This is a genomic window from Pseudomonas sp. MEJ108, from assembly GCF_030208985.1.
Taxonomy (GTDB): Bacteria; Pseudomonadota; Gammaproteobacteria; order Pseudomonadales; family Pseudomonadaceae; genus Aquipseudomonas; species Aquipseudomonas fragariae.
Map to the genome: position 1 here is coordinate 20,043 of NZ_JARVSW010000017.1, position 17,875 is coordinate 37,917.

13 protein-coding genes and 1 pseudogene are annotated in these 17,875 nt (G+C 60.0%); 11 read left to right on the plus strand and 3 right to left on the minus strand.

Annotation, left to right across the window (positions count from 1 at the left end; genetic code table 11):
- The first annotated feature begins 414 nt into the window (after positions 1-414).
- From gcsR to QRN50_RS09605, 8 genes are all read left to right on the plus strand, one after another.
- Complete coding sequence (gene gcsR / locus QRN50_RS09570) at positions 415-1,923, plus strand: transcriptional regulator GcsR (protein WP_004406678.1); 1,509 nt, start codon at positions 415-417, stop codon at positions 1,921-1,923.
- Positions 1,924-2,093: 170 nt separating this feature from the next.
- Positions 2,094-3,824 (plus strand): PAS domain-containing sensor histidine kinase, encoded by a 1,731-nt coding sequence (locus QRN50_RS09575; protein ID WP_004406681.1) that lies wholly within the window; start codon positions 2,094-2,096, stop codon positions 3,822-3,824.
- Positions 3,809-4,198, plus strand: coding sequence for a response regulator (locus QRN50_RS09580; protein WP_004406684.1), 390 nt, complete (start codon positions 3,809-3,811; stop codon positions 4,196-4,198). The genes QRN50_RS09575 and QRN50_RS09580 overlap by 16 nt, the downstream gene beginning before the upstream one ends.
- A 9-nt stretch (positions 4,199-4,207) precedes the next feature.
- Positions 4,208-6,325 carry a putative bifunctional diguanylate cyclase/phosphodiesterase gene (locus QRN50_RS09585; protein ID WP_004406686.1) on the plus strand — a complete coding sequence of 706 codons (2,118 nt, stop codon included), beginning with the start codon at positions 4,208-4,210 and terminating at the stop codon, positions 6,323-6,325.
- A gap of 325 nt (positions 6,326-6,650) precedes the next feature.
- Positions 6,651-7,034 carry a glycine cleavage system protein GcvH gene (gene gcvH, locus QRN50_RS09590; protein WP_011266823.1) on the plus strand — a complete coding sequence of 128 codons (384 nt, stop codon included), beginning with the start codon at positions 6,651-6,653 and terminating at the stop codon, positions 7,032-7,034.
- 10 nt (positions 7,035-7,044) lie between these two features.
- Positions 7,045-9,909 carry an aminomethyl-transferring glycine dehydrogenase gene (gcvP, locus tag QRN50_RS09595; RefSeq protein WP_096126773.1) on the plus strand — a complete coding sequence of 955 codons (2,865 nt, stop codon included), beginning with the start codon at positions 7,045-7,047 and terminating at the stop codon, positions 9,907-9,909.
- Between the two features lie 81 nt (positions 9,910-9,990).
- Positions 9,991-11,115: a glycine cleavage system aminomethyltransferase GcvT gene (gene gcvT / locus QRN50_RS09600; protein ID WP_024641315.1), complete on the plus strand. Its 1,125-nt coding sequence runs from the start codon at positions 9,991-9,993 to the stop codon at positions 11,113-11,115.
- Positions 11,116-11,526: 411 nt separating this feature from the next.
- Positions 11,527-11,739: a cold-shock protein gene (locus QRN50_RS09605; RefSeq protein ID WP_003365337.1), complete on the plus strand. Its 213-nt coding sequence runs from the start codon at positions 11,527-11,529 to the stop codon at positions 11,737-11,739.
- 128 nt (positions 11,740-11,867) lie between these two features.
- Here QRN50_RS09605 and lptG read toward each other — a convergent pair whose 3' ends face one another.
- Positions 11,868-12,929 (minus strand): LPS export ABC transporter permease LptG, encoded by a 1,062-nt coding sequence (lptG, locus tag QRN50_RS09610; RefSeq protein ID WP_004406700.1) that lies wholly within the window; start codon positions 12,927-12,929, stop codon positions 11,868-11,870.
- Positions 12,916-14,043: an LPS export ABC transporter permease LptF gene (gene lptF / locus QRN50_RS09615; protein ID WP_003316899.1), complete on the minus strand. Its 1,128-nt coding sequence runs from the start codon at positions 14,041-14,043 to the stop codon at positions 12,916-12,918. Before lptF ends, lptG begins: the two co-directional genes overlap by 14 nt.
- A gap of 319 nt (positions 14,044-14,362) precedes the next feature.
- Between lptF and QRN50_RS09620 the strand changes: the two genes are divergently transcribed.
- Genes QRN50_RS09620 through QRN50_RS09630 form a run of 3 tightly spaced genes read left to right on the plus strand, consistent with a single transcriptional unit; the run spans position 14,363 to position 16,782 of the window.
- On the plus strand, positions 14,363-15,853 hold the full coding sequence (locus QRN50_RS09620; RefSeq protein ID WP_032656277.1) for a leucyl aminopeptidase: 1,491 nt from the start codon (positions 14,363-14,365) through the stop codon (positions 15,851-15,853).
- Between the two features lie 58 nt (positions 15,854-15,911).
- Positions 15,912-16,340, plus strand: coding sequence for a DNA polymerase III subunit chi (locus QRN50_RS09625; RefSeq protein WP_002552284.1), 429 nt, complete (start codon positions 15,912-15,914; stop codon positions 16,338-16,340).
- A 7-nt stretch (positions 16,341-16,347) separates the two neighbouring features.
- Entirely contained in the window at positions 16,348-16,782 is a 435-nt protein-coding gene (locus tag QRN50_RS09630; protein ID WP_024660495.1) for a hypothetical protein, read from the plus strand.
- A gap of 43 nt (positions 16,783-16,825) precedes the next feature.
- Here QRN50_RS09630 and QRN50_RS09635 read toward each other — a convergent pair.
- Positions 16,826-17,769: pseudogene (locus QRN50_RS09635) on the minus strand (RHS repeat-associated core domain-containing protein).
- Positions 17,770-17,875 lie beyond the last annotated feature (106 nt).

A 17,875-nucleotide genomic window follows, 5' to 3' on the forward strand; every position in this document is an offset into this window, starting at 1 on the left:
TGCCGTTCTGGACGCTCTGCGTCCTCGCCTGAATAGGCGACATGGCATAAATCCATGACGCGGAGCGTCACGAAGGGCATTCCCACGCTGGAGCGTGAGGACCGATAGGTGTGCGCAAGGACACCAGCGGGCAGTAGCGGGAGGAATCAGGCATCGGAAAACACCATCGTGCCCATGCTCCGCGTGGGTATGCCGTTCTGGACGCTCTGCGTCCTCTCCTGAATAGGCGGCATGGCATAAATCCATAACGCAGAGCGTCACGAAGGGCACTCCCACGCTGGAGCGTGAGGAACGATAGGTGCCTGCAGGAGCGTGAAGAGTGACAGGTGTCTGCAAGGACACCAGCGGATTTCACCAAACCTGCCGCCACAAGGCATACTTGCCGCCTTCTCATTCGCGAACCGTCAACGCCTCATGCGCATCCATGTCAGCTTCATCGACCGCGTCGGTATCACCCAGGAAGTGCTGGCGATTCTGGGTGGACGCAATCTGAATCTGGACGCGGTGGAGATGGTACCGCCCAACGTGTACATCGATGCGCCGACGCTCAGCCATCAAATGCTCGAAGAGCTCAAGGACGCGCTGTTTCGGGTCCGTGGTGTGGAAGCGATCACCGTGGTCGACATCCTTCCGGGTCAGCGTCGCCACTTGCAGCTGGACGCGTTGCTCGCCGCCATGACCGATCCGGTGCTGGCACTGGACAGCGCCGGGCATGTGCTGCTGGCCAACCCGGCACTCATCGCGCTCATTGGCCGGGAGCCGGCGGGCGAATCGATCGGTGAGCTGTTCAGCGACCCCAGTCTGCACGTCGCGTTGCTGGAAAACGGCTTTCGCCTGCCGCTGCGCGAGATCACCCTCAATGGTGAAGCACTGCTGCTAGATGCCACGCCGATCACCGAGGCCGGCGCGCTGATTACCCTGTACCTGCCCAGCCGAATCGGCGAACGCCTGTCGGCATTGCACCATGATCACGCCGAAGGTTTCGACGCTCTGCTCGGCGACTCGGCCGCCATCCGCACTCTCAAGGCACGCGCGCAACGGGTGGCGGCGCTGGACGCACCGCTGCTGATTCAGGGCGAAACCGGCACCGGCAAAGAGTTGGTCGCCCGCGCCTGTCACGCCAGCAGCGCGCGCCACGGCGAACCGTTTCTGGCCCTCAACTGCGCGGCTTTGCCGGAGAACCTCGCCGAAAGCGAACTGTTCGGCTATGCCCCGGGAGCGTTTACCGGGGCACAGCGTGGCGGCAAACCGGGATTGATGGAGCTGGCCAACCAAGGCAGCGTATTTCTCGATGAAATCGGCGAAATGTCACCCTATCTGCAGGCCAAACTGCTGCGTTTTCTCAACGATGGCAGCTTCCGGCGCGTCGGTGGCGATCGCGAAGTACGGGTCAATGTGCGCATTCTCAGCGCCACCCACCGCGATCTGGAAAAGATGGTCAGCGAAGGCACCTTCCGTGAAGACCTGTTCTACCGCCTTAATGTCCTCAATCTTGAGGTTCCACCGTTGCGCGAGCGCGGTCAGGACATTCTGCTGCTGGCCCGATACTTCATGGAGCAGGCATGCGCACAGATTCAGCGCCCGGTCTGCAGGCTTGCACCCGGCACCTACCCTGCACTGCTCGGCAACCGCTGGCCAGGCAATGTGCGGCAATTACAGAATGTGATTTTTCGCGCAGCTGCCATCTGCGAACACACTCAAGTGGATATAGGCGACCTGGATATCGCCGGCACTGCAGTGGCGCGTCAGAACGACAGCCCGATCGACAGCCTCGAAAATGCCGTCGAAGCCTTCGAGCGGAATCTGCTGGAAAAGCTTTACGCGGACTACCCTTCCACCCGCCAACTGGCCAATCGCCTGCATACTTCGCACACCGCCATCGCTCATCGCCTGCGAAAATATGGAATTCCTGGCAAGCGTTAGTCGATTGAAGTCGCTCATCGAAAATATATTCCGAAAGGATTCATTTAATAACTAGTTTGCCGATAACGATCTGGTATCGTCCATGAACCTCTTATCATCCATTTGAATGGATGTCCGTAGTGTGATTACGGCCGTAATGGCAAAAAGGTCAGGTAGTACCGGGAAGTCATATGCCAACCTCGCCAGTGGACCGCCCGCTTGTCGACGCTCAGTCTCGCGCTGAAAAAATCGTCGAATCTCGCCGTCAGAAAATCCTTCTCAAGACCGGCGCGCTGCAGGACGCAATTTTCAACAGCGCCTACTTCTCCAGCATCGCAACCGATGAGCACGGCGTTATCCAGATATTCAATGTCGGCGCCGAACGGATGCTCGGCTATCACTCCGAAGACGTGGTCGACAAGATCACACCTGCGGACATCTCCGACCCCGCCGAGCTCATCATCCGCGCGGCGGCCCTCAGCCATGAACTCAACACGCCCATCACGCCGGGTTTCGAAGCCCTGGTATTCAAGGCTTCGCGCGGCATCGAAGACATCTACGAACTGACCTACATCCGCAAGGATGGCAGCCGCCTGTCGGCCATGGTCTCGGTCACGTCACTGCGCGACAGCGCCGAAACCATCATCGGTTATCTGCTGATCGGCACCGACAACACCGCGCGCAAGCAGGAGGAAGAAGCTCAGGCCTTGCTCGATCAGCGCTTGCGGGACCAACAGTTCTATACCCGTTCGCTGATCGAATCGAACATCGATGCGCTGATGATGACCGACCCGCAAGGCATCATTTCCGACGTCAACAAGCAGATGATGGCGCTGACCGGGCGCACCCGCGACGAATTGATCGGCGCGCCCTGCAAGAACTTCTTCACCGACCCGGCGAGTGCCGATGCCGCCATCAAGCGCGTGCTCAGCGAGCACAAGGTCAGTGACTACGAACTCACCGTGCGCGCCTACGACGGCACTGAAACCGTGGTGTCCTACAACGCCGCGACCTTTCATGACCGTGACCGCAAGCTAAAGGGTGTCTTCGCCGCGGCCCGCGACGTGACCGAGCGCAAGCGTTTCGAGCGAACGCTGGAAGAAAAGAATATCGAGCTGGAACACGCCAGCCACATGAAGTCCGAGTTTCTTGCCACCATGTCGCACGAGTTGCGCACCCCGCTCAACGCCGTGATCGGTTTCTCCGAGGCACTCAGGGACGGCATGGTCGGCGACATGACCGATGCCCAGCGACGCTACATAGGCGATATCTTCAACAGCGGCCAGCACCTGCTGTCGCTGATCAATGACATCCTCGACCTGTCCAAGGTCGAGGCCGGCATGATGACGCTGGAGCTCGAGTCGGTCGATCTGGACGAACTGCTGAGCAACAGCCTGCTGATCGTGCGTGAGCAAGCCGCCCTGCAACACATTCAGCTGAAACTGGAAACAGAGGCCGAATTCGGTGAGCTTGAGCTCGATCGACGCAAGACCAAGCAGATCGTCTACAACCTGCTGGCCAACGCCGTGAAATTCAGCGAGCCCGGTGGCTGGGTGACGCTGGCGGTGCGTCTGGTGCCGGCTTCCCAGGCAGGTCTTATCGACGGTGACTGGCCGACCTACGGGTTTGCGCTTCCATCCGGTGACTGTGAGCAGTTTCTGGAACTGAGTGTCAGCGACACCGGAATCGGCATCGCCCAAAGCGACATGAACAAGCTGTTCAAGGCGTTCAGCCAGATCGACAGCGGCCTGGCACGCAAATTCGAAGGCACCGGACTGGGTCTTGCGATGGTCAAGCAACTGACCGAACTTCACGGCGGCTGCGTCGCGGTCGCCAGCGTGAAGGACCTCGGCGCACGCTTCGTGGTCTGGCTGCCCATCCGCTCACCTGAATCAGCGGAGGCGCGATGGCCCAGATCCTGATCATTGAAGACAATGCGGCGAACATGCGTCTGGCAGAACTATTGCTGACCAGCGCCGGGCACACTGTGCTGTCGGCCGTCGATGCCGAAACCGGCCTGAAACTGGCTCGCGAGCGTCAGCCCGACCTGATCCTGATGGACATCCATCTGCCGGAAATGGACGGCCTGACCGCCACAGCGCTGTTGAAGAAAGACGCCGGCACCGCCGCGATCCCGGTGGTCGCACTGACCGCGATGGCCATGAAGGAAGACAAGGAGAAGATCCGCCTGGCGGGCTGCAACGCTTATGTCATCAAGCCGTTGCGCTACAAGGAGCTGTACCGGGTCATCGACACCCTGCTGGAAAAAAATCTGCCTCAACAGCCCATTACCTGAGCATTCGATATGACCCAGAGCGCCGCGACCATCCTGATTATCGATGACGACGTCCATGTCCGGGACCTGCTGGAGGTTCTCTTGCAGAACCAGGGTTACCGGACACTGACGGCGGAATCAGGCGAGCTGGCGCTGGCCATGATCAAACGACAGGCACCCGACCTGATTCTGCTGGACATCATGATGCCGGGCATGGACGGCTATGAAGTCGCCAGCCAGCTCAAGGCCGAAAAGGGCACCGCCAATATACCGATCATCATGCTCTCGGCACTCGACGACCAGAGTTCCCGTCTTTCAGGGCTGGAAGCGGGGGCCGAGGAATACCTCAACAAGCCTGTGGACAGCGCCGAACTGTGGCTGCGCGTGCGTAACCTGCTGCGTCTCAAGGCGTTCGGCGACTACCTGAAGAGCCACAGCCTGATCCTCGAAGATCAGTTGCAGCAGCGCACCATCGATCTCGAGCGTTTTCGCACGGTAATGGACGCCTCCGAAGACGCGATCTTCCTGATCAACCGCAACACCATGAGCCTGATCGAATTCAACCGCCGGGCCTGCCAGTTGCTGGGCTACACCGCCGAGGAGCTGTCGCACAAGACACCTGCGGAACTGGGCGAGACGTCCATGGAGCAGCTTGAGGTCGTGTATGACCAGATCATCGCCGGCAAAGGCCCCAGCGAACCGCTGGAAACCCAGATTCGCGACAAGAGCGGCCGGGATGTCGAGGTCGAAATCCATCGCCAGGCCTACCGAACCGGCGAGGACTGGGTCATCGTCGGCATCGTGCGCGACATCACCCGGCGCAAGGAAAGCGACCAGCGCCTGCTGACCATGGCCCACTACGACACGCTGACCGGCCTGCCCAACCGGGATCTGTTTTTTACCAGCCTGCAAATGGGCATGACCCAGGCGGCCATCAGTCGCTGGAAGCTGGCGGCATTGACGGTCAATATCGACGGTTTCAAGAACATCAACGAAACCTGGGGGCATGTGCTGGGCGATGAGGTGCTGCTGGAAGTCAGCCGCCGACTGTCGAACTGCCTGAATGCCAGCGACACCCTCGGCCGCGTGGACGGCGATCAGTTCGCCCTGATTCTGATGCTTCGTCCCGGCCAGGCGGATACCCGGCAAACGCTCGAACGCATCCGCAACGCATTGCGAGCGCCCTTCCGCATAGAAGGCCAGAGCCTGGTCATGACCGCCAGCATCGGCATTGCCCTGTACCCGGAGGACGGCGAAGACTCGCGCGAGCTGATCAGACATGCCTACACCGCCATGAACAGCGCTCGAAAGATCGGCCCGGACAACTACCGGTTCTATACGCCGCAGATGAACGCCGACGTTTCGGCCCGTCTGGACCTTGAGGCCGCGCTGCGCGAAGCGGTGCGCAACCAGGCCTTCGAAATCGTCTACCAACCCAAGCTGGACCTGAACAACGACCGTATCTGCGGACTTGAGGCGCTGTTGCGCTGGCCACGCCCTGGTCATCCAGGCGTTTCGCCTGCCGTATTTGTCCCCGTACTGGAAAGCCTCGGCCTGATCGGTGAAGTCGGCAACTGGGTGGTCGACAGCGTCTGCGCCCAGATTGCGCGCTGGCAACGCTCCGGGTTGGGCTCGTTTCAGGTCGCGGTCAACATCTCCGGGCAACAGATTTCCAGCAGCAGCCTGGTTGCCGACATCCGTCAGGCCCTCGAAAAACACAATGTTGCGCCGCAGTGGCTTGAGGTCGAGCTGACAGAAAGTTCGTTGATGGAAAATACCGCACACACCATCGCCACCCTGGGAGCACTGCGAGCCAACCGCGTGAGTATTTCCATCGACGACTTCGGCACCGGCTATTCAAGCCTGGCGTACCTGCGCCGCTTCCCTATCGACAAGCTGAAAATCGACATCGCATTCATTCGCGAGGTGACCAGCAACCCACAGGACGCGGCCATCGCCAGAGCCATCATCGAGCTGGCTCACAGCCTCGACCTGCAGGTGATCGCCGAAGGGGTTGAAACCCCAGAGCAACTGGCGTTCCTGCGCGAAAACCATTGCGATCAAATTCAGGGCTATCTGATCAGCAAGCCACTGCCGCTTGAAGAGCTCGAAACGTTTTTGTGCTCACCGGCAAGCCGCGTCGGGTAACTGCCGACGCGCTAGCGACGGGTTCCGGGTAATAGCCAATGGTAGCCGGGTGCAATCATGCCGGCCCGATCGTAACGAAAACGCTCCACCGTAACGATTTCGCTCCAAAACAGCTCATTCCCCACGCATCAAGGCCTTGATCAGTCAGGTATTTTCAAATACCTGACGACCGTAGCGTTTTCGCTACACCCGATATCGTCAAGCGTAGCCAAAGAACATACAAACCATTGATTTAAAAAGGAAAATAAAACATGGCCGCTAAATTGCTAGGTCATGGCTCATATTGTTCGCGTGCTGCGCGAGCCCTGTTCTCCGAGGAGTTTGTATGAGCGATTTGCGATTCACCGTTGACCATGAATGGCTGCGTGCCGAAACCGACGGCAGCGTGACGGTCGGCATTACGCCCTACGCACAGGAATCGCTGGGCGATGTGGTCTTCGTGCAGCTCCCGGAATTACAGGCCTACACTCAACACGCTGAAGTGTCGGTGGTGGAATCGGTGAAGGCCGCCAGCAGCATCAACATGCCGCTGGACGGTGACGTCGTCGAGGTCAATTCCGCCCTCGATGCCACGCCGGAGCTGGTCAATGAAGATGCCCTCGGTGCGGGCTGGTTCTTTCGCTTCGTTCCACAAGACGCCAACGCCATTCACGGCCTGCTGGATCAGGACGCCTACGACCGCCTGATCAAAGCCAACGCCGAAGCCTGAGGAGCACGCCATGACTGACCGTATCGAACTGACCACTGCCAACGAATTCATTGCCCGTCACATTGGCCCGCGCGCGGCTGACGAGCTGGCCATGCTGCAAACACTGGGTTTCGATTCCATCGAAGCGCTGAGCGAAAGCGTTATCCCGGAAAGCATCAAGGGCACCAGCGTTCTGAACCTGCCTGCCGGGCAGAGCGAAGCCGATGCACTGGCGTCCATCAAGGCCATCGCCAGCAAGAATCAGCTGTTCAAGACCTACATCGGCCAGGGTTACTACAACACCCACACGCCAGCACCGATTCTGCGCAACCTGTTGGAAAACCCGGCCTGGTACACCGCTTACACCCCCTATCAGCCAGAGATTTCCCAGGGCCGCCTGGAGTCATTGCTCAATTTCCAGACACTGATCAGCGACCTCACCGGCCTGCCGATTGCCAACGCCTCTCTGCTCGACGAAGCCACCGCCGCCGCCGAGGCAATGACCTTTTGCAAACGCTTGAGCAAAAACAAGGCCAGCCAGCAGTTTTTCGCGTCCAGCCACTGCCACCCGCAAACCCTGGATGTGTTGCGTACTCGCGCCGAGCCGTTGGGCATTACCGTGGTCGTGGCCGATGAGCACGAGCTGGGCGATGTCAGCGATTACTTCGGCGCGCTGCTGCAATACCCGGCCAGCAATGGCGACGTGTTCGATTACCGCGAGCTGGTCGAGCGCTTCCATGCGGGCAACGCACTGTTTGCCGTGGCTGCCGACCTGCTGGCCCTCACCCTGCTGACCCCGCCAGGCGAATTCGGCGCTGACGTAGCAATCGGTAGCGCGCAACGCTTCGGTGTGCCACTGGGCTTCGGTGGCCCGCATGCGGCCTACTTCTCGACCCGCGACGCGTTCAAGCGTGACATGCCGGGCCGTCTGGTCGGCGTGTCGGTGGACCGTCACGGCAAGCAGGCCTTGCGCCTGGCCATGCAGACCCGCGAACAGCATATTCGTCGCGAAAAGGCCACCAGCAACATCTGCACCGCACAGGTGCTACTGGCCAACATCGCCAGCATGTACGCCGTCTACCATGGTCCGCGCGGCCTGACACAGATCGCCAATCGTGTTCACCAGCTGACCGCGATTCTTGCCGAAGGCCTGAGCACGCTGGGCCTGAACGCCGAGCAGGCATTTTTCTTCGACAGCCTGACACTGCACACCGGCGACAGAACCGCTGCACTGCATGCCGCCGCACGCGCCAGGCACATCAACCTGCGCGAAATCGATGACCAGCGTCTGGGTCTGTCACTGGACGAGACCACCTCGCAGTCGGCCGTCGAAACGCTGTGGGCAATCTTTGCCAACGACGGCCAGAGCCTGCCGGACTTCGCCGCGCTGGCAGACAGCGTGCAGTCGCGCCTGCCGGCCGGGCTGTTGCGTCAGTCAGCGATCCTCAGTCACCCGGTGTTCAACCGCTATCACTCGGAAACCGAGCTGATGCGCTACCTGCGCAAGCTGGCCGACAAGGACCTGGCGCTGGATCGCACCATGATTCCGCTGGGCTCGTGCACCATGAAGCTCAACGCCGCCAGCGAAATGATCCCGGTGACCTGGGCCGAGTTCGGCAACCTGCACCCGTTTGCCCCGGCCGAGCAAAGCGCCGGTTACCAGCAACTGACCGATGAGCTGGAGGCCATGCTCTGTGCGGCCACCGGTTACGACGCGATCTCGCTGCAACCGAACGCCGGCTCGCAGGGCGAATACGCCGGATTGCTGGCTATCCGCGCCTATCACCAGAGCCGTGGCGACGAACATCGCGACATCTGCCTGATCCCTTCCTCGGCGCACGGTACCAACCCGGCGACTGCCAACATGGCCGGTATGCGCGTCGTGGTGACCGCCTGCGATGCACGCGGCAACGTCGACATCGAAGACCTGCGCGCCAAGGCCGTTCAGCATCGCGACCAGCTTGCGGCGATCATGATCACCTACCCGTCGACCCACGGCGTGTTCGAAGAAGGCATTCGCGAAATCTGCGGCATCGTTCATGACAACGGTGGCCAGGTCTACATCGATGGCGCAAACATGAACGCCATGGTTGGCCTGTGCGCACCGGGCAAGTTCGGCGGCGACGTATCGCACCTCAACCTGCACAAGACTTTCTGCATCCCCCACGGCGGTGGCGGCCCGGGCGTTGGCCCGATCGGCGTGAAATCCCATCTCGCCCCGTTCATGCCCGGTCATGCCCGCATGGAGCGCAAGGAAGGCGCGGTCTGCGCGGCACCGTTCGGCAGCGCCAGCATTCTGCCCATTACCTGGATGTACATCCGCATGATGGGCGGTGAAGGCCTCAAGCGCGCTTCGCAACTGGCGATTCTCAACGCCAACTACATCTCGCGCCGTCTGGAGGAGCATTACCCGGTGCTCTACACCGGCAGCAACGGCCTGGTCGCGCACGAGTGCATCCTCGACCTGCGCCCGATCAAGGACAGCAGCGGCATCAGCGTCGACGACGTGGCCAAGCGCCTGATCGACTTCGGCTTCCATGCCCCGACCATGTCGTTCCCGGTCGCCGGAACACTGATGATCGAGCCGACCGAGAGTGAATCCCGAGAAGAACTGGACCGCTTCTGCGATGCCATGATCAAGATCCGCGAAGAAATCCGCGCAGTTGAAAACGGCACCCTGGACAAGGATGACAACCCGCTGAAAAACGCGCCGCACACCGCTGCCGAAATCGTCGGCCAGTGGAGCCATCCTTACAGCCGCGAACAGGCGGTGTACCCGGTCGATTCACTGATCGAGAACAAGTACTGGCCTCCGGTCGGTCGTGTCGACAACGTCTTCGGCGACCGCAACCTGGTCTGCGCCTGCCCGTCCATCGAGAACTATCAGGAAGCGTGACAGCCGCTGCCTGGCACTGCCTGATTGCGCTGCACGCACAGGTGGTGCCACCGGTATGACCCGCTCAACAAGGAATCGAACATGTCCACAGAATCACTGCTGACCACTCCCCTGCATGCCCTGCACCGCGAACTCGGCGCGAAGATGGTGCCTTTCGCCGGTTACGACATGCCTGTTCAATACCCGGCGGGCGTAATGAAAGAGCACCTGCACACCCGCGCTCAGGCCGGCCTGTTCGATGTTTCGCACATGGGCCAGATTCGCCTCAGCGGTGCAGACTCCGCCAAGGCGCTGGAAGCCCTGGTGCCGGTGGACATCATTGACCTGCCGGTCGGCATGCAGCGTTACGCGATGTTCACCGACGAGAACGGCGGCATTCTCGATGACCTGATGGTTGCCAATCTCGGTAACGACCAGTTGATGCTGGTGGTCAACGCGGCCTGCAAGGATCAGGACCTGGCGCACTTGTGCAGGCACCTGGCCGGGCATTGCAAGATCGAACCACTGTTTGAAGAACGCGCCCTGCTCGCGCTGCAAGGGCCGGCCGCTGTGACCGTACTGGCACGCCTCGCCCCGGAAGTCGCCAAAATGACCTTCATGCAGTTCACCAGCGTCACGCTGCTGGGCGTCAAATGCTATGTCAGTCGCTCGGGCTATACCGGCGAAGACGGCTATGAAATTTCGGTGCCTGCCGAACAGGCTGAAGCCCTGGCACGCCGCCTGCTGGAAGAACCGGAAGTGGCGCCTATTGGCCTGGGCGCACGTGATTCGCTGCGACTGGAAGCCGGTTTGTGCCTGTACGGCCATGACATGGACACGCAGACCTCGCCGATCGAGGCCAGTCTGCTATGGGCGATTTCCAAAGTGCGTCGCGCCGACGGTGCGCGTGCAGGCGGCTTCCCGGGAGCCGAGCGCATCTTTGCCCAGCAACAGAGCGGTGTCAGCAAGAAGCGAGTCGGCCTGCTTCCGCAGGAGCGCACGCCCGTGCGCGAAGGTACCGAGATCGTCGATGAACAGGGCGCGGTCATCGGCACGGTATGCAGCGGCGGCTTTGGCCCTTCGCTGGCTGGCCCACTGGCCATGGGTTATCTGCATAACGATTACACGGCGCTGAATACACCGGTGTGGGCAATGGTGCGCGGCAAGAAAGTCCCCATGCTCGTTGCAAAAATGCCTTTCGTTGCGCAACGTTACTTCCGCGGTTAAATAGCGGCGTCAAAAAAACAGCAACACTTCGGTGTTGCTGGGGCACTGTTCCCCTGCAGTGTTTCGTGAGTATTTCAGCCGCGTGAACAGCCTGTCATATATGCAAAAAATGCACCTATAAAGTGCAAAATGTTATGACGGGTCAAACACCGTGCACGCGATGCAAACCCTGCAGGTATAAGGCCAAAGCCCCGAAAACAGGGAGCCAGGCAAGGGGGTTGTATTTGCAACGAGAGTTGGCGTAGAGTTTCCGGACTGTGTTTGCATGGGTCGCCGAATCTGGACCTGGGCAGTAGCTCTAGGTTTGCTACAACCCGTTCTACGTTTCTTACTTCCTGCAACCAGCCCCAGTGCTCTTTCATGCGAAAGAGGCTGTAACCAATTCAAGTCAAGCGTCAAGGAAATAAGAAAATGGCTGAACGTCAGAGCGGTACCGTCAAGTGGTTCAACGACGAAAAAGGTTTTGGTTTTATCACTCCTGAGAGCGGGCCGGATCTGTTCGTACACTTCCGCGCTATTCAGGGTAACGGCTTCAAGAGCCTGAAAGAAGGCCAGAAAGTTACCTTCGTTGCAGTTCAGGGCCAGAAAGGCATGCAGGCTGACGAAGTTCAAGCCGAAGGCTGAGAACGACGCACCACGCATTTACAAGAAAGCCTCTGGCAGCGATGCCAGAGGCTTTTTTGCATGCGGGATTAGCAAGCGCCCATAAAAAAGCCGACCCAGGGGTCGGCTTTTTCAGTCCGGCTGATGCATTATCCGGCCCGGCGTAACAGAAGTACTCCGGCCAGCGCACAGGCGGCAGCTGGCAGCAGCACCGCCAGCAACGGCGGGAAACCGAACAGCAGACTCGATGGGCCGAGCAGGTCCTGAATGATGCGGAAGGTAAAGCCCACCACTACACCGGTGAACACGCGCTGCCCAAGCGTAACCGAGCGCAGCGGGCCGAAGATGAACGAGATCGCCATCAACACCAGCGCGACGGTCACCGCCGGTTGCAGGACTTTGGTCCAGAACGCCAGCCAGTAGCGGCCATTGCTCAAGCCCTGATCAGCCAGGTAATGCGCGTAGCTCCAGAGGCCGCTGATGGACAGCGACTCGGGCGGCATGATTACCGTGCTCAGCAGTTGCGGGCTCAACGCCACGTCCCAACGCTCGACCGGGGTGTTGATGACCTCGGTGCGGCCGTCATTGAAGTGCGTGGTGGTGACGTCCTTCAATTCCCAGTAATCGGTCTTGAAGTTGGCTTCTTTGGCAAAGCTGGAGGTCTGCATGTGGCGCTGGTCGTCGAAACGATAACGTGTCACACCGAGCATCAGGCCATTGGGCTGAACCGTGTTGATGTGGATGAATTCATCACCCTGGCGGTGCCACAGACCATGACGGGCGCTCTGCGCATCACCTGAGCCCTGGGCCAGCGAGCGCGCGGCTTGAGCCTGGTTCTCGGCATAGGGGGCCACGTACTCGCCGACCAGCACGCCTGCGATCATCAGCACCAGCATGGGCTTCATGACCGCCCAGACGATGCGCCCGATGGACACGCCCGCCGCACGCATGATGGTCAGCTCACTGCTGCTGGCCAGCGTACCCAGACCGATCAGGCAACCGATCAGGGCGGCCATCGGCAAGGTGTCGTAGACGCGACGTGGCGCCGTCAGCATGACGTAGCTGAGCGCATCCGCCAGTGTGTAGGTGTCGCTGATATCGCCCATCTCGTCGATGAACGCGAACAGCGAGACCAGCCCCAGAATGATGCCCAGAACCGCGAGAATCGCCAGCAGGACGCTTTTGCCAATGTATCGATCAAGCTTGACCACGAGTCACCTCCGTGACGCTGCGACGACTCGCCATCTTCAGACGCAGAGGCTCCCAATAGAACAACAGCAGGCCGATGGACAGGTAGATGGCATGCACCCACCACATCCCCAGGCTGAGCGGCAGCTTGCCTTTCTCCAGCGAACTGCGCACCGAAATCAGAATGGCCAGGTAAGACATATACAGCAGGATCGCCGGCAGCAGTTTCAGGTAACGGCCCTGACGCGGATTGACCCGTGACAGAGGGATGGCCATCAAGGTCACGATGAACACCGACAGCGGCAGCGAAATACGCCACTGCAGCTCGGCCACGGAGCGCGGTGCCGGGTTGCCGATCAACTCGCTGGTCGGAATGGCTTCACGGTCGGTGATTTCCTCACTGATTTCCGGCTTGGGCAGCATCGCCCCGTAGGTGTCGTACTTGATCACGCGGTAGTCGGCAGCCCCCGGATTGCCGTCATAGCGATAGCCGTTCTCGAGGATCAGAAAGCGACTGCCATTGGGCCGTACCTCCTGGTGGCCCTTCTCCGCGACCAGCACGGTGATGCCGTTGTCCTTGCTCTTGTCGCTGGACATGCGCTTTTCCGAGATGAACACGCCGGCCAGTTGCGAGCGGTCTTCCGACAGCTCCTTGGTGTAGGTGATACGCGTACCGTCACGCAGCGCCTGAAAACGGCCCGGCACCAGCGTGTCGAACTCGGTCATGGCGTCCTGCTGATTGATCAGCAGCGAAAATTGTGTGGCACCCTGTGGAGCCAGGCTGAAGCTCAGCCAGGCGACCAGCAGACCCACCAGCGTGGCCGGCCCCATGGTGATAGCCAGCAGGCGCTGCTGACTCATGCCGGTTGCGGCCAGCACGGTCATCTCGCTTTCCAGGTACAGGCGTCCGTACGCCATGAGGATGCCGAGGAACAGGCCCAGCGGCAGGATAACCTGCAGAAAGCCCGGCAGGCGGAAGCCCATGATCAGGAACAGTACGCCAGGATCGAGCGCACCGGACGCGGCCTGCGCCAGGTACTTGATGAAGCGCCCGCTCATGATGAACACCAGCAGTACGGCGCTGACCGCACTCAAGGTAAGCAGCACTTCTCGGGACAGATAACGGAAGACAATCAAACCAGACACTCCAGAGTTGTCAGGCTCAGGCAGCCAAACAGGGAAAATTTGTGAGCCACGGCAACCAGAGCTTCACGCCGACAAAAGGCGTGGGCCTCAAAAAATATGCGGCATTATCCTGTGATTGTGTGTTTCTGTCACTGCGCACCGGGGATAGTTCGCACATAGACGCCAGACAGGCAGCTCTGCGGGGTTGTCAGCAGTCGTGCAGCGGGGTCAAACTGCAAGGCTTAGCGCAGGCATCGCCCCTGAAAACACTCGGGCCATGCTGCGTACGACATTCATATTGCGACTCTCATCGTCTATTCGGGGACCCCACATGGAATTGGTTGTTAAAAGCGTAAGCCCAGAAACCTTGAAAACCGCGACGCTGGTGGTCACCGTCGGTGAAAGCCGTGTACTGGCCGGTGCTGCCAGGACTGTGGATATCCTCAGCGGCGGAGCCGTTTCGCTGATCCTCAAGCGCGGCGATCTGGCCGGCAAGGTCGGCCAGAGCCTGCTGTTGCACAATCTGCCCAACATCAAGGCCGAGCGCGTTCTGCTGGTCGGCACCGGCAAGGAAGACGAGCTGTCGGACCGTCAGTTGAAAAAGATCGTCGGCGCAGCGCTCACCTGCCTCAAGGGCCTGGGCGGCACCGATGCAGCGATTGCGCTCGATGACCTGTCGGTGAAAAACCGCGACACCTATGGCATGGCTCGTCTGCTGGTCGAAGCCCTGGCCGACGGCGAATACGTCTTCGACCGCTTCAAGACCCAGAAGGCCGAAGTTCGTGCCCTGAAGAAAATCACCCTGTTGACCGACAAGGTCAAGGCGGCCGACGTCGAACGCGCTTCGACTCACGCTCAGGCAATCGCCACTGGCATGGCGCTGACCCGCGACCTGGGTAATCTGCCGCCGAACATCTGCCACCCGACCTACCTGGGCGAAGAAGCCAAGGCACTGGGCAAGGCACACAAGAACCTGAAAGTGGAAGTCCACGACGAGAAGAAACTGGCCGATCTGGGCATGGGTTCGTTCCTCGCGGTAGCACAGGGCAGCGCCCAGCCGCCGCGCCTCATCGTCATGAACTACCAGGGTGGCAAAAAAGGCGACCAGCCATTCGTGCTGGTCGGTAAAGGCATCACCTTCGATACCGGCGGCATCAGCATCAAGCCTGCCTCGGGCATGGACGAGATGAAGTTCGACATGTGCGGCGCAGCCAGCGTGTTCGGCACCCTGCGTGCGGTGCTCGAATTGAAGCTGCCGATCAATCTGGTGTGCATTCTGGCCTGTGCCGAAAACATGCCGAGCGGCACTGCGACACGTCCGGGCGACATCGTCACGACCATGAGCGGCCAGACCGTCGAAATCCTCAACACCGACGCCGAAGGCCGTCTGGTGCTGTGCGATGCACTGACCTACGCCGAGCGTTTCAAGCCGCAGGCGGTGATCGATATCGCAACCCTGACCGGCGCCTGCGTCGTTGCACTGGGTGGCCATACCTCCGGCCTGCTGGGCAATAACGACGCGCTGATTAATCAGTTGCTCGACGCGGGCAGACAGGCCGATGACCGTGCCTGGCAGCTGCCGTTGTTCGATGAGTACCAGGAGCAGCTCGACAGCCCGTTCGCCGACATTGCCAACATCGGTGGCCCGAAAGGCGGCACCATCACCGCGGCTTGCTTCCTGTCGCGCTTCACCAAGGCCTACCACTGGGCTCACCTGGACATCGCCGGCACTGCATGGCTGAGCGGCGGCAAGGAAAAAGGCGCCACCGGGCGTCCGGTTCCGCTGCTGACCCAATACCTGCTCGACCGCGCCGGCGTATAAGAAAGAGACCCTGGCGTATCGGCTGCACAGTCGATACGCCTCCGGTTCTGGAACCCACATGACTCAAGTCGACTTCTACATCCTGCCCAGCGCCGATCCTGCGGCCCGCCTGGATTTTGCCTGCAAGCTGACGGAAAAGGCCTGGCGCCTGGGTCACAAGGTCTATCTGCATTGCAGCGATGCTGCGCAGCGTGAGGACCTCGATGCCCGGCTCTGGCGTTTCAGAGGCGAAGTGTTCCTGCCCCATGGCGACGCCGAGAGCGATCACGATGCGGCCGTGGTACTGGGTCTGGGCGACGACTCGGGCGAACACAGCGACCTGCTGGTCAATCTCGACCTGAGCATTCCGGCCTTCTTCAAACGTTTCGCCCGCGTGGCCGAAGTCGTTGTCGAAGACCCGGCCATACGTCTTGCCGCACGCGAGAGTTTCCGTTCCTACCGCGAACAGGGCTATCCTCCGCAAGATCACCGACTGCAGCGCCTTTGAGGACACGATGGATACTTCAAAAAAAGCTGAATCCGCGCACTTGCTGAACGACCTCGAGTCGATCCGCCAACTGCTCGGCGATGACCCCGCACATTCCCCCCAGTCGAACGACACAGCTCGTCCCGAAGGTCAGATTCCCCTGTTGTTCGATGTTGTCGGCGCTCGCCCCGACGCGGCGTATCAACAGGACTTCGACGAAGACGACATCCCGACGCTGACACCTGATGCGCACACAGCACCCGCCCCGCAGGCGCAGCAGGCAGCCCAGCCGCAAGCGCTGCCCAACCCTGATGCACTGCTGCACCTGGACAACGAGTTGCGCGCAGCCGCGCGATTGATCATGCAGGACGTCATCGACGACTTCGCCCCGCATATCGAAAACGAAATCAAACGCCGGCTGGAGGCAAGGCTGGAGCGGTTATTGGCGCAGCAGCAGAAGTGAGCGTGTGATCAGGAGTCCGGAATACACGCACATAGAGACGCTGTCAGGGAGTATTCAATAGGGAGCGGATATCTGCTACGCGCCGCTCCATTTTCCCCTTGAGACCAATTTGGGTGTACCAGGCTCCCATGAGCGTCGTGCGTCTAGCCACATCTCTATTAATATTTAGCAGCATTTCGAGAGACCCTTCGTGCTCCTTGCGCTTACTAACCAATGCTTTCTTGAAATCGTCGTAACTGGTATTGGGTTTACCCGTGAATTTATCAGAGAATGATTGCTCGGCATGCTTGGCCTCCTTGATTCGATCACTCATTTTTTGGCTGGCGTTCGCCACGACCTCATCAAATCGTGTTTTGAAGTCTTCACTCTTGAATACACTGGGCAAAACACCCGTTTCGCTTTTTATAGCGCTGCGAAGGTTCGACAGTACGCCTGGGTCACTGGCGTCTACAAAACGCTTATTTAACTGCAAGGCTATCAGCCCGGCTCCTCTCTCATTCAATGTATTAGACGCTCCACTCACTGCGGCCATATCCTTGAAAGACAAGTGCCTGAATATTCTGCCAAGCGCTAGGTCCGGTAACTTGTCGAGAAAGAGTATGTGGACCCCGACGTGCCCACCCGGATCACTCCGATTAACCGGATCCCCCTGACAGTAGGCATACGCATTCAGGCCTCCCCGTCCAAATGGACTCAGCGAGTCTGGTCGGTTGAAACGCATCAGCACCGGGTTGAACGCGCGGTAGCCGTTACCCAGCAGGTAATGCCCGGTCACAGGGTCCGCGCGCTCGCCGTTGAAGCCGGAAAACGGTCTTCACCGAGAAACACACGACGGCGCATTGCACCCTGTATCTCGACCGTCAAACGTTTCTTTTGATAGAACCGCGACACTGCTTCCTGTGCATCGGGATCGACAACCGCAACCCGGTCCAGCGCGTCATAGCGATATCGACACAGCACGCGTCTGCCTTCAGGCGTATCGTCCATGGCAGCGTCCGCCCTGCAAGTAAAGTCTGAATACCGATCATGCCGTCTGGCCGACACGCCGCCTACTGACAGAACTACCAGCTTGCAGCTTGAAGCTCACAGCTAC

What these genes read in the sequence shown, in the direction of transcription:
- gcsR (WP_004406678.1), top strand. Translation starts at nt 415, where the DNA reads ATGCGCATCCATGTCAGCTTCATCGACCGCGTCGGTATCACCCAGGAA.
- QRN50_RS09575 (WP_004406681.1), top strand. Translation starts at nt 2,094, where the DNA reads ATGCCAACCTCGCCAGTGGACCGCCCGCTTGTCGACGCTCAGTCTCGC.
- QRN50_RS09580 (WP_004406684.1), top strand. Translation starts at nt 3,809, where the DNA reads ATGGCCCAGATCCTGATCATTGAAGACAATGCGGCGAACATGCGTCTG.
- QRN50_RS09585 (WP_004406686.1), top strand. Translation starts at nt 4,208, where the DNA reads ATGACCCAGAGCGCCGCGACCATCCTGATTATCGATGACGACGTCCAT.
- gcvH (WP_011266823.1), top strand. Translation starts at nt 6,651, where the DNA reads ATGAGCGATTTGCGATTCACCGTTGACCATGAATGGCTGCGTGCCGAA.
- gcvP (WP_096126773.1), top strand. Translation starts at nt 7,045, where the DNA reads ATGACTGACCGTATCGAACTGACCACTGCCAACGAATTCATTGCCCGT.
- gcvT (WP_024641315.1), top strand. Translation starts at nt 9,991, where the DNA reads ATGTCCACAGAATCACTGCTGACCACTCCCCTGCATGCCCTGCACCGC.
- QRN50_RS09605 (WP_003365337.1), top strand. Translation starts at nt 11,527, where the DNA reads ATGGCTGAACGTCAGAGCGGTACCGTCAAGTGGTTCAACGACGAAAAA.
- QRN50_RS09620 (WP_032656277.1), top strand. Translation starts at nt 14,363, where the DNA reads ATGGAATTGGTTGTTAAAAGCGTAAGCCCAGAAACCTTGAAAACCGCG.
- QRN50_RS09625 (WP_002552284.1), top strand. Translation starts at nt 15,912, where the DNA reads ATGACTCAAGTCGACTTCTACATCCTGCCCAGCGCCGATCCTGCGGCC.
- QRN50_RS09630 (WP_024660495.1), top strand. Translation starts at nt 16,348, where the DNA reads ATGGATACTTCAAAAAAAGCTGAATCCGCGCACTTGCTGAACGACCTC.